Source organism: Aeromonas rivipollensis (assembly GCF_037811135.1).
Classification (GTDB): domain Bacteria; phylum Pseudomonadota; class Gammaproteobacteria; order Enterobacterales; family Aeromonadaceae; genus Aeromonas; species Aeromonas rivipollensis.
This window is the reverse complement of sequence record NZ_CP149130.1, coordinates 4,033,445-4,045,687: the sequence shown is the minus strand read 5'-3', so window position 1 is coordinate 4,045,687 and position 12,243 is coordinate 4,033,445. Positions and strand designations below refer to the sequence as shown.

The window sequence follows — 12,243 nt, the reverse complement described above, 5'->3', positions numbered from 1 at the left end:
AGTTGAAACGGACATAAAACGAGAGCGGGCATGGTAGCACAGGCGCACCCTTCCCGGTGCGGGGCTGAGTCGGCCCCCGCTTTCGTGTAAGCTGGGGCCTGAGCATGAACGAGAAGGAGACGAGATGGATCGGGTGCCCAGTGACGTAATTTATGGTCTGACCCTGGATGGCAAGGGGGGCATGACCCCGCTGGCCACAGGCAGCGAGATCCCGGCAGCCCAGCCCAGCTGGGTGCATCTGGATTACGGCAATCCGGAGGCGGCCCGCTGGCTGTTGCAGACCCCCTTGCTCAATGACGCAGCGCGCGAATCCCTGCTCGGCCAGAGCAACAGGCCCAAGCTGGTGCGGATGGGGGAGACGGTGTTGTTGATCCTGCGCGGCATCAATCACAACAAGGATCACAGGCCCGAAGAGATGGTGGCGCTGCGCATTTACATCACCCCGGATTTCATCCTCAGCAGTCGTCGTCGCTCCCTGCTGTCGGAAAAAGATGTCTTCCAGCAGTTGGCGCTGGGAGGCGGCGCCATCTCTACCGCCGACTGGCTGGTGGAGATCTGCGATGCCCTGACCGACAGGGCGGGGGAGTTTGTCGAGGAGCTGCACGATCAGATCCTTGAGCTGGAAGAGATAGTGCTGATGCGTGAACTGCCCGCCAACGGCCGACTGGCGCGGATCCGCAAGCAACTCATCATGATCCGCCGTTACCTCTCTCCCCAGCGGGATCTGGTGGCGCGCCTCGCCAACGAGAAGCTCAGCTGGCTGGATGAGGATGACCGCCGTCGCCTGCTCGACATCGCCGATCGGCTGCGCCGCTGGCTGGACGATCTGGACGCCGGGGTGGCTCGCTCCGCCGTGCTGGCGGACGAGATCAACAACTTGACGGCGGAGGCCACCAACCGCCGTGCCTACCAGATGTCGGTGATGGCGCTGATGTTCCTGCCCGCCAGCTTCCTGACCGGCCTGTTTGGCATCAACCTGGGCGGCATCCCCGGTGCCGAGAGCCCGACCGCCTTCTGGATCTTCTGCGGATCTCTGGTGGGGCTGGCGAGCGGGCTGGCGGTCTGGCTCAAATATCGACGCTGGTGGTAAGGAGCGCGCATGACGACATGGGAATCCTTTGGTGTGACCCTGCTGCTGTTGCTGGGACACACCCTGATCCGCGGCCTCATTCACAAGAGCCTGATGGCGCTAGGCCAGAGCCGACAGGTGAGCGAGAACCGGGTGCTCTATGTGGAGCATGTGTTCCACTTCCTGCTCGGCTGCGCCACCCTGCTGATCCTGGCGGGGGTGTGGGGGCTCGACTTCTCCCGGCTGGTGGTGCTCGCCTCCTCCTTCTTTGCCGTGCTCGGGGTCGCCATGGTGGCGCAATGGTCGATCCTCTCCAACATTACCGCCAGCATCACCATCTTCTTCGCCTTCCCCTACAAGATCGGCGATCGGATCCGCATCCTCGACAAGGATGACTCAGTGACCGGCGTCATCACCGAGATAGGTCTGTTCTACCTGCGGGTGCGGGATGACAACGGCGATCTGGTGACCTACCCGGCCAACCTGATCCTGCAAAAGCCGGTCAGGCGCCTGGAGAGCAAGGACGCTGAGCCATTGCAGCCGGAATGAGAAAAGGCTCCCTATGGAGCCCTTTCTTTGCTGGCATCTGCCTCAACGCTCGAAGAAGCGATAGAGGTGCTCGACCTGGATGGGGCAATCGGCTACCAGGTGGATATGATCGCGAGCCTCTTCGGTCGAGGAGAAACTCATCGGGCAACCCAGGGTGTCCGTCATCATGTAGAGATGGCCGTCCTGACCCCGAAACTCCACTACCCAGCCGGGGGAGATGATGTCATGCATGATCTCCGCCTCCCTGAATCTGTGCTGCTGGTGAAGCGCACGCAATTCGCTGACTGTCATGACATCCTCCTGTGACTCATGGCGCCACCCTCAAGTCTAGTCGCCCGCGGCGGTCGCAGGCCCGGATCGCCGGATGGCGGCACATCAAGCCGCCTGGGGCTCCCGTGGTGGCTGCAGGGCGATCAGCAGCTCCCCGGCCAGCGGCGCCACCGGGCCTGTGACGACCCGGGGTTTTCCCCTGGCATCGACGATGAACAGGGGAATGGCGCCGGGATTGGCATCCTGATACTGGGTCCAGTCGAAGGCCTCGCTCAGGCGGGTCGCCTTGATCTGGCCGCCCCGGCTCAGCAGGCCGCTCAGGCGGGCGAAATTCATCTCGGGCCCGAACAGATCCTGGCGTGCGCGGAAGGTGGCGCTCTCCCGGTTCGCCTTGCCGTGCTGCTCGCTGGAGCGCAGGGAGTGGACCTTTTCCTCACCGTACAGGTGGGCAAAGTGCAGCACCCCCAGGGCGTTGTTGTGACGGTTGGGGGAAAGGGCCAGCACCGTATGTATGCTGGTGAGGGGCAGGTGCAGCTCGGCGTGTTCCGACTGCGGATTGCCGAAGTAGCAGGGCAGGCCGCTCATGCGGGCCAGCTTGCAATGTTCCCAGGCCGGATCGGAGAGATGGACTGGGATGCCCTGATCCGCCAGCGCCCGGCCTATGGCGCGGGCCACCGAGTTGGCGCCGATCAGCAGCCAGGTGTCGGGAGCGCTCTGGCGCATGCCGAGCAGCCGGGCCAGAGGGGTCGCCGTCAGGCTCTGCAACACCACTGTGAAGATGATGACGGCAAATACCAGGGGGACCAGCTTGTCGGCGTCGGGGATCTCGGCCTGATGCAGGCTGATGGCGAAGGAGGCGCTGACCGCCGCCGCCACTATGCCGCGGGGGGCTATCCAGGCGAGCAGGGCCCGGGCACGCCAGGGGAGATCCGATCCCAGGGTCGAGACCAGGATGCAGAGCGGACGGGCCACGAACTGCACCACGCAGAGCAGCACCAGCACCATGGGGCCGAGTTGCCAGAGCTGCGCCAGATCGAGTCGGGCCGCCAGCAGTATGAAGAGGGAAGAGATGAGGATGACCGCCAGATCCTCCTTGAATGCCAGTACCTCCTCCAGATCCAGTCCCTCCTGATTGGCGAGCCAGATGCCAAATACGGTGACCGCCAACAGGCCTGATTCGTGGCTGAGCCAGTTGGAGAGGCTGAAGGTGACCAGCACCAGGGCCAACACCCCGAACTTGTGCAGGCTGACCGGCAACCAGTCCTTGCGCATGATGAGGGTGGTGATCCAGCCAGCCGCTACCCCGATCAGCGAACCCACCCCCACCGTCTTGGCCAGGGCCAGCAGGGTATGGCCGATGAGATCCCCCTGACTGCCGAGGCGCACCGCCTCGAACACCAGTACCGCAAACAGGGCGCCGATGGGGTCGATGACGATCCCCTCCCAGCGCAGGATCTTGTCCACCTCCCGCACCGGCCTAATGACGCTGAGCATGGGGGCGACCACGGTCGGCCCTGTCACCACCAGCACGGCGCCGAGCACCATGGCGACCCGCCAGTCCAGCCCCAGCAACCAGTAGCTGGCGGCGCCTATGACGGCGAAGCTGACCAGCATGCCGGTGGAGCAGAGGTTGCGCACCACCTTGCCGATCCCCTTGAGCTCGGTCAGGTGCAGGGTCAGGGCCCCCTCGAACAGGATGATGGCGACCGAGAGCGACACCAGCGGAAACAGCAGCTCCCCCAGCAGTTGATCCGGGTCCAGTACGCCTGTCACAGGGCCAAGCAAGAGGCCGCTCAACAGCAGGAACAGGATGGCGGGGACGCGCAGTGACCAGGCGAGCCACTGGGCGAGCAGGGAGATCAGGGCGATCCCGGCGAGAGAGAGTGCAATCATGCCAACCTCGGGTGGGTGATGGGGTTGGGAGTAGTGTAGCGGGGAAGGAGGGCAGATTGACACCCGGTAGAGGCAGCCTCGGGGAGGCCGGTATCCCGGGAGTAGCCTCAGCGGGCTGGCCTGATCAGATGGGGCTTTCTTTGTGGAGTTCGGTGACGCAGTCGGTCACCGCCAGCACCAGTGCGGAGCGCACCATCTGATCGAGCCGGTTGAGCTGCATTTGATAGAGGGGCCAGTCCTCCTCGTTGGCCGGGGGATCCTGCGGCATCATGCTGGTCTGATGGATGGCATGCAGGCGACTTAGCAGGTCGCGGATCGGCTTGTCGCTGAAGCGATAATCCTTGGGGTCGCGCACCAGAAAATCGCGGATCTTCAGATAGGCCTCGAGATCCTGGTAGTGCTCGAGGGAGATGAGGCCGAGGGCGAAGATGAGCTTGAGGCGCACCTCCAGCTGGCCGAGGGGGCCGCTCTGGTTGAGCAGGGGTTCGATGGCGTATTTGACGGCATACTCCTCCTGGCGAAAGGCGCGCCGCATCAGGGAGTCGACCGCCTCTTCCAGGATGGTCACGACCTCGAGAAAGAAGCCGCGGGGGCCATCCTGCTCGTTGAGTCGCTCCAGTACATCATCTTCCTGGTGTGTGGTCATAGGTGCTTAAGGTCCGGCTGACTGGGAGAGAGAGTGCCTCTCTCCCGGTTTTTATCATATGGGGCGGCGTCACTCGCCATGCGCTCGGGCTGCCGGCGAGTGCGCCCCATGGGGTCACTTCAAGGTGTCATAACGGGCGACGATGGCGCGCACTATGTCGCTGCTTTCATCCAGCCCGGTCACCCTGGCCAGGGTCCTGGCCGGGCCCAGCTCCGCCAGCAGGGCCTGCAGCTCCATCGCCTGGGGATCATCGGCGTTGTGATAGTGCAATGCCGCGGCTATCCCCTCCTGCAGGTGGTCGCTCGGCAGGCCGTACTCCAGGGTACCGAGTAGCGGCTTCACCAGCCTGTCCCCCGCCGCCAGCTTGCGCAGCGGCTGGCGACCTACCCGGTCAATCTCGTCCACCAGATAGGGGTTGGCGAAGCGGGAGAGGATCTTCTCGATGTAGGCGGCGTGCAGGCGCGGGTCGAAACCGTAGCGTTTCACCAGCACGGCCCCGCTCTCCTCCATGGCGCGGCGTACCTTGCTGCGGATCAGCGGATCCTCGATCGCCTCCCGCACCGTGCGATAGCCCCTCAGTTTGCCGAGGTAGGCGGTGACTATGTGGCCGGTGTTGAGGGTGAACAGCTTGCGCTCGACGAAGGCCATCAGGTTGTCGGTTGGCTCCATGCCCGCCACCTGGGGCAGCTCCCCCTTGAACTGGGTCTGGTCGACGATCCACTCGCTGAAGCTCTCAACCGTCACCTCCAGAGGATCATCGTTGGCAGCGGCCGGGGGCACTATGCGATCCACCGCCGAGTCGACGAAGCCGACGCAGTTGTCGAGGGTGGCATGATACGCGACCGGCAGGTACTTGAGTACCTCCTGCTTGAGGTGGCTGGTGCCGCGCACCATGTTCTCGCAGGCGATGACGTTGAGCGGGGTCAGGTTGCCGGCATCGAAGCGGGCCTGCAGCCCCTTGGCCAGGGTGCTAGCTATCTTGTCCAGAATGTTGGGGCCCACCGCCGTGGTGACCAGGTCGGCGGTGATGATGCGGGCGATCACCTCGTGCCCGGCGGAGCTCACCGCCGCCACGTTGCGCACCACGTCCAGCTTCTGATCCGCCCCCACCACGTGCACCTTGTACTCCTGGCGGTGGTTGAGCTGATCGATCAGGGTCTCGTTGACGTCGGCGAAGGTGACCTGGTGGCTGGCGTCAGCCAGCAGTTTTCCGATGAAGCCGCGACCTATGTTGCCGGCACCAAAATGCAATGTTTTCATGATATTAACCTCTTGAACCAAAGACGATGAAGGACGATTAGGCAGCCTGTTCGGCCCCCAGCAGATCCAGGAACTCCTGAGGATCCTGGGTGCTGGCCAGCCGGTCGATGAGGCCGGGTTCGTCCAGTGCATTGGTCAGGCGGGTTATCACCTGCATGTGTTCGTCGTTACGGGCGGCGATGCCGATCACCAGTCGCGCCACCTCGTCGGCGGCTTCGCCAAAGGCGACCCCGGCCGGGTACTGGCAGATGACGATGCCGGTGCGCTTCACGTGCTCCTTGGCGGCTATGGTGCCGTGGGGGACGGCGATGGACTCGCCGAGGTAGGTGGAGACCAGCTGTTCGCGCTCCAGCATGGCGTCGACGTAGTCGGGTGCCACGTAGCCTCGTTCAGCCAGCAGCTTGCCGGCAGCCCGGATGGCGGCCTCCTTGTTGTCGGCCTTGAGACCCAGGTGCACATCCTGGAGGCTCAGGGTGAAGACCTCGGCGGCCTGCGGCTCGTAGCTGTCGTCGTTGGCCGCCACCAGCAGTTGCGGGTTGGCCACGTCGTCGTTGGCGGCCCTGGCCAGGCTGAGGTTCTGCACCAGCTCCTGATAGAGGGCGTTGTCGAGGAAGTTGGAGAGGGAGATATGGTGAGCGTGGGGCGCATGGCGGCGGGCCCGCTCGGTCAGATCCTTGTGGGTGATGACCCAATCCACCTGATCGTCGAGCTGATCGATGGCACGGTTGGTGACGCTGATGTCGAGGCCTGCGGCCTGCACCCGCTTGCGCAGCAGGCCGGCGCCCATGGCGCTGGAGCCCATGCCCGCATCGCAGGCGACCACTATGTTGCGCACCGCCATCAGCTCGCCGCCCGGCTTCTTGGCCGCCGCGGTCTCGGGTTTGGCACCCTTCATGGCCTTCATCTTGCGGGTGGCTTCACCCAGGGCGTCGGCCTCGTCGGCTTCCGGCTGCTGGGCACGGACGAACACGGCGGCGACCAGGAAGGAGACGGTGGCGGAGGCGATGATGGAGAGCAGCACCCCGATGAGGGAGGCTTTCGGCGTCATCAGCAGCACGGCGAAGATGGAGCCCGGCGAGGCAGGGGAGACCAGACCGGCGTTGAACAGGGTCAGGGTGAAGACCCCTGTCATGCCACCGGCTATCACCGCCAGGATGAGGCGCGGGTTCATAAGCACGTAGGGGAAGTAGATCTCGTGGATGCCACCGAAGAAGTGAATGATGGAGGCACCGGCGGCGGACTGCTTGGCGGCGCCACGGCCGAACACCATGTAGGCCAGCAGCACCCCCAGACCCGGACCCGGGTTCGCTTCGATCAGGAAGAAGATGGAGCGACCCTGCTCGGTGGCCTGCTGGATCCCCAGCGGCGAGAAGATGCCGTGGTTGATGGCGTTGTTGAGGAACAGGATCTTGGCCGGTTCGACGAAGATGGAAGTCAGCGGCAGCAGACCGTGGGCGACCAGGAAGTCGACGCCACCGGCCAGGGCGCCGGAGAGCACCTTGACGAAGGGACCGATGACGAAGAAGGCGAGGATGGCGCACAACATGCCGATGATGCCGGCGGAGAAGTTGTTGACCAGCATCTCGAAGCCGCTCTTGACCCGGCCTTCCATCGCCTTGTCGAAGCGCTTGATGGCCCAGCCACCCAGCGGGCCGACCATCATGGCGCCCATGAACATGGGAATGTCGGTCCCCACTATGACGCCCATGGTGGTGATGGCACCGACCACGGCGCCCCGGTCACCCCCGATCAGCTTGCCGCCGGTATAGCCGATGAGCAGGGGCAGCAGGTAGGTGATCATGGGGCCGACCAGCTTGGCCAAGGTTTCGTTTGGCAGCCAGCCGGTGGGGATGAAGAGGGCGGTAATGAAGCCCCAGGCGATGAAGGCGCCTATGTTGGGCATGACCATATTGGACAGGAAGCGTCCAAAATTCTGTATCTTGACTTTGGTATCCGGTGATAACATGTCGGGACCCCGTTTTAAGCCTGTGTGATTGAAAGTGGTAGTCGGGATGACGGGTTTTGCCGAACCCCCATCCCTGTCGTCTAAGCAACTTCAATCTACCAGCTTGTGATCAAATTAGGCTGAAAACGGGGTGTCTTGTGACCCAGATCTCAAATACCCCGACCTCCCCCCTCCCACCATGGTGACGCCGATCACATTCAGACGCTGTAGTTTGGCTACATTTCGATCTTTCCCGTCATGAACGGCATTTTAATGTGACGCGCATCTCCTTTTTATGTTTGCGCAAACCCCGTGTCAATGTGATTGCCATCACAGATCTTCCATTTGTAGCCAATTGGAGCATGCCTGGTGACGGCAATTCAGAGGGTGACGGCGATGGATTTCGCATCATCATCAACTACTAATCAATGAATCAGTGGTTTTGTAACCCACTTTCAGTTTTGCTCCCTGCTCTGTCGGCCACTTGGGCGCTGTCCCGCCTCCTTTGGCAAGCCCTGATTGTCCTCCCTGGCGACATCTGCCAGTGTCCGTTGTGACAAGATGGGCGTGTCGGCTAGTGTCGGCACAGGCACAGGCACAGGCACAGGCCAAGCCGGCTCATTCCCATCCGCTTCTGCCCGGGCTGGCCGCGCCCATAAAAAAAGCCCGCAGTATTGCGGGCTCTTGGCATGCTGGGGGGCGGGGCTTATTCCGCCTTGGGGGCCGCGTCGGCCGCCGCCTCGCTGCTCTCGCTCGCTGGGCTCTCGGCCACAGCGCTGTCGGCCGCCGGTGCTTCCGGTGCCGGGCCCGGCACCAGGGCCACCGCCGGTTTGGCGATGAGGGAGCGGGTCTCTTCCACCGCCTCGGTCAGCATCACCTCGATGATCTGGCCAAGCTCATAGACCACTTCGGTCTTGTCCAGATAGACGCGACCGTTGTCCCAGTTGCACTCCAGCCTGTCCTTGTTGTCCAGGATATGACGGGCGGGCATGAAGACAACGGCGCCGTTCTCCTGAAGGCGCAGCTTGAGGCCGGCCCGCATCACGTCGATGATCTCGGCGTTGAACACCTGATCGGTGCCGGCAGCGGTCTGGAGGTAGCGCACATAGAGCCAGTCGCCGATGTCGCGCTCCACCCTGCGGTGCAGGCGGCGGCACTCGGTCAGGTGTTCGGTCAGTTCCTGGCTCGGCCGCTCACCCGGGGTCTTGCCGGCGATGACGGCCTTGAGCAGGCGATGGTTGACCATATCGCCGTATTTGCGAATAGGTGACGTCCAGGTGGCGTAGGCATCCAGGCCCAGGCCGTAGTGGGCACCCGGCTCGGCGGACATCAGGGCATAGCTCTGGAAGCGGCGGATCTTGCCGTCCAGCCAGCGGGTGTCCAGGCTGTCGATCCAGCGGCGCAGGGCGCAGAAGCCGGACAGGCTGGCGATCTCTTCCTTCTCGAACGGCGCCTCGGCGCTCTTGAGCAGATCGATGGCGCCGTCGAGAGACTCCTCGTCAAAACCGGTGTGGACGTTGAAGATGCCGTAGCCGACGCTCTTGCCCAGTACACGACCGGCGCAGATGTTGGCGGCGATCATCGACTCTTCGATCATCCGGTTGGCGATGCGGCGCGGCTCCACATGGATGGCCAGCACGGCGCCGTTCTCACCCAGCTCGAAGTCGTAGTCGGGACGATCCGGGAACACCAGGGCGTGCTCGGTACGCCACTTGATGCGCGCCTCCGTCATGGCCTTCATCAGCGGCAGCTGGGCCAGGACGCCGGCATCTATGGTCAGCTCCTTGCCGTGCTCGGCCCAGTCGGAGACCTCGTCATAGTTCAGACGGGCGTGGGAGACGATGCGGGCGGCGAAGAATTCGGTCTCTTCCAGCAGCAGGCCATCCTCGGCGATCAGCAGGCGGGCGCACAGGGTGTTGCGCTCCTCGCCCTCTTTCAGGGAGCAGAGCTCGTCGGAGAGGGTGCGCGGGATCATGGGCACGTTGCGGCCCGGCATGTAGACGGTGAAGGCGCGCTTGGCGGCTTCCTGGTCCAGCTCGCTGCCTTCGGCCACGTAGGCGGTCGGATCGGCGATGGCCACCAGCAGCTCCCAGCCGTTGTCCAGTTTGCGGATGGACAGGGCATCATCCATGTCCTTGGTCTTGGCGCCGTCGACGGTGAAGAAGGGCACCTGGGTCAGATCGCGACGGGGCAGCTCTTCCTCTTCGATGACGTTCCACTCGGGCAGGTCCGCCGGCTCGATCTGGGCCAGGTTGTGGCGTGCCAGCACCACCCACCAGGGCACGTTGTGATCATCCTTGTCGGCGATGAGCTGGGTGATCTCGGCGGAGAAGTTGCCATCCACCAGGGCGTGGCGTTTGAGGGTCGCCACCACCCAGTCCCCTTCCTTGAAGGACTTCTCGTCCAGACCCTTCTTGGCGCGGGCCTTGATGGCGTCCTTGATGAGGGGGTGATCAGGCACCACGTTGAGGCGGTCGCGGAACATCTTGACGCGGCCGACGAAGCGGACCACGGCCTGCTCCAGCAGGGCATCCGGCTCGGCCACTTCCTTCTCTTTCTCGGTACGGATCAGGGCGCTCACCCGGTCACCGTGCATCACCTTCTTCATGTAGGGAGGCGGCACGAAATAGCTGGTCTTCTCATCGACCTCCAGGAAGCCGAAGCCCCGATCGGAGGCGCGAATCACACCCTCTTTCTTGGGGATGTTTTCGCGGATTTGTTGCTTGAGCTGGGCCAGCAGCGGATTGTCTTGGAACATAAGTGAGGAACCTGAGTGGAGACCTGATGAAGAATCGCCCAGCACTATACGTTTTTACCCCTCCAAAGCCAAGGTGAATGGCCCGCTCAGCGGGGTTGCAGTGCCCGGCGGCCCTGCTCGATCAGGCGCTGGGATATCTGCTTGTGCAGCCCCCGCTCCAGCACCCAGCGGTGCCAGTAGAGGCGCTCGACCAGGTGGAGATCCGGGCTGAGATCGAGCAGCAGCCCCTGTGCGAGCTGCTGGCGGATCTGCAACTCGGGAATGAGACAGCAGGCCAGCCCCTGCTCGGCCATGGCGACGAAGGCCTCCGACGAGCGTACCGTGTGGCAGGGGTAACCGCCGGGGGCCAGGGCGAAGTGGCGGGCCATGAAGCTGACGTGCATGTCGTCGCGCTGATCGAAGGCGACCGCCGGTGCCTTGGCCAGCGCCGCCGGGGTGAGCCCCTGGGGGAAGTGGCGGGCGACGAAGGCGGGGCTGGCGGTCAGCAGGTAGCGCATCTCGCCGAGCTCGTCGACGCAGCAACCGGCCAGGGCCTGCGGCTGCAGGCTGACGGCGCCGAACGCTTGGCCCTCGCGCACCTTGTCGAGGGTGCGGCTCTCGTCATCCACCAGCAGGTTCAGCTCTATGGGGTGCTGTTCCAGCAGGGGGGCCAGGGCGGGCAGGAACCAGGTGGCCAGGCTGTCGGCGTTGACGGCGATGCTGACCCGGATCGGCGCCTGGGGTTCGGCTGGGGAGAGTTCGCCCGCCAGCTCCAGCTCCAGCTGGTGTACCTGACGGTAGTGGGCCAGCAGCTTCTGCCCGAGGGCCGTGGCCTGCAGGGGCTGGCTGCGGATGATCAGCGGCTCGGCAAACTGCTGCTCCAGCTGCTTGATGCGCTGGGAGATGGCGGACTGGGTGATGTGCAGACGCTGGGCGGCGCGCTCGAAGTTCTGCTCCTGCATCACGGCATCCAGTGCCAGCAGCAGCTTGTAGTCCAGCGTCTTCATCAGCATTCCTTATCAGAGAAGGGGTTTGAGCAAGGATGCTACTGGAGCGGGGGCGGGAGAACAACCTGGCCCGGCGGCGGGCACTGCGTGGGGGCATCCCGGGGCTGTCACTGTGAGATGTGACAGTAGAGATAGAATGAGATTCATAAGATACTCACTCGGTCCGTTTTTGCATGGGGTGGAAACGGGCCATAGCGAGAGTTTTGGTCCCGGGTGTCAGCCCGGGACTTTTTTATGGGGTCAGCTCATCCCGAGCAGCTCCCCGGCTAGGGCGTACTCTCCCCGCAGTGGACGGTTGACGGCGCGCTCGAAACGCTCGTCCAGATGGAAGCGGATCCCGACCCCGCGCACGGCCCCCAGATCCACCGCCTGACGGTGGCCGAGCCGCTCTATGGGCAGGCCGAGGCGGCGGAAGATGCGTTCCACCGGCAGGCTGACCACGGCGACCAGCTCCCGGATTCCCTGTTCCCTGGCGAAGGCATGGACCTCGCGGAAGATGACGCAGGTCAGCTCGCTGATGCCGTTGTCGAGCGCGGGGGCGCGGCCGGCATCGATGGCGAGCCGGGTCAGCTCCCAGACATCGGCGCCGCGCGGGGGCCGCTCGCCGGCGAGGGCGCCGGGAAAGATGCTGGGCAGCATGTAGTCCTGGGCACAGCTGAGCAGTCTGATGCAGCCGCACAGACCCTCTTCATCTTCGATCAGCACCCAGTGGGTATCGGGCTTGTCGAAGCTGTCCCGCTCCAGACCCCGGTGGGATTCCACGTCCCAGCCGAGCCGATCGGAGAAGACTCGCTTGCGAAAGCGATAAAGCTCGTTTTCGACCTCCCATCTGGGGTGTTCTTTCAATTTTCCTTTGAAAACAAGCAT

General features: G+C 63.8%; 10 protein-coding genes. 2 read left to right on the top strand and 8 right to left on the bottom strand.

Features of this window, described 5'->3' with window-relative positions:
• Positions 1-124 precede the first annotated feature (124 nt).
• Together zntB and WIR04_RS18455 are read left to right on the top strand one after the other, a co-directional pair.
• Complete coding sequence (zntB, locus tag WIR04_RS18460; RefSeq protein WP_025325556.1) at positions 125-1,090, top strand: zinc transporter ZntB; 966 nt, start codon at positions 125-127, stop codon at positions 1,088-1,090.
• 9 nt (positions 1,091-1,099) lie between these two features.
• Positions 1,100-1,618, top strand: coding sequence for a mechanosensitive ion channel domain-containing protein (locus WIR04_RS18455; protein WP_043132579.1), 519 nt, complete (start codon positions 1,100-1,102; stop codon positions 1,616-1,618).
• Positions 1,619-1,660: 42 nt separating this feature from the next.
• Here WIR04_RS18455 and WIR04_RS18450 read toward each other — a convergent pair whose 3' ends face one another.
• The 8 genes from WIR04_RS18450 to WIR04_RS18415 all read right to left on the bottom strand — a co-directional run bounded on the left by WIR04_RS18450 (position 1,661) and on the right by WIR04_RS18415 (position 12,243).
• Positions 1,661-1,909 (bottom strand): hypothetical protein, encoded by a 249-nt coding sequence (locus WIR04_RS18450; RefSeq protein ID WP_025325558.1) that lies wholly within the window; start codon positions 1,907-1,909, stop codon positions 1,661-1,663.
• Between the two features lie 84 nt (positions 1,910-1,993).
• On the bottom strand, positions 1,994-3,781 hold the full coding sequence (locus WIR04_RS18445) for a sodium:proton antiporter (protein ID WP_338888858.1): 1,788 nt from the start codon (positions 3,779-3,781) through the stop codon (positions 1,994-1,996).
• A 124-nt stretch (positions 3,782-3,905) separates the two neighbouring features.
• Complete coding sequence (locus tag WIR04_RS18440; protein WP_025325560.1) at positions 3,906-4,427, bottom strand: MltR family transcriptional regulator; 522 nt, start codon at positions 4,425-4,427, stop codon at positions 3,906-3,908.
• 114 nt (positions 4,428-4,541) lie between these two features.
• Positions 4,542-5,687 (bottom strand): mannitol-1-phosphate 5-dehydrogenase, encoded by a 1,146-nt coding sequence (locus tag WIR04_RS18435; RefSeq protein WP_338888855.1) that lies wholly within the window; start codon positions 5,685-5,687, stop codon positions 4,542-4,544.
• 37 nt (positions 5,688-5,724) lie between these two features.
• Positions 5,725-7,653, bottom strand: coding sequence for a PTS mannitol transporter subunit IICBA (locus WIR04_RS18430; RefSeq protein ID WP_338888853.1), 1,929 nt, complete (start codon positions 7,651-7,653; stop codon positions 5,725-5,727).
• A gap of 685 nt (positions 7,654-8,338) precedes the next feature.
• A complete protein-coding gene (locus tag WIR04_RS18425; protein WP_338888851.1) occupies positions 8,339-10,390 on the bottom strand; it encodes an exoribonuclease II in 2,052 nt (683 codons plus the stop codon).
• Between the two features lie 86 nt (positions 10,391-10,476).
• Positions 10,477-11,376: a LysR family transcriptional regulator ArgP gene (locus WIR04_RS18420; protein WP_338888849.1), complete on the bottom strand. Its 900-nt coding sequence runs from the start codon at positions 11,374-11,376 to the stop codon at positions 10,477-10,479.
• Between the two features lie 240 nt (positions 11,377-11,616).
• The gene (locus WIR04_RS18415) at positions 11,617-12,243 is read right to left on the bottom strand and encodes an acyl-homoserine-lactone synthase (protein WP_338888847.1); all 627 of its coding nucleotides are present in this window, start codon (positions 12,241-12,243) and stop codon (positions 11,617-11,619) included.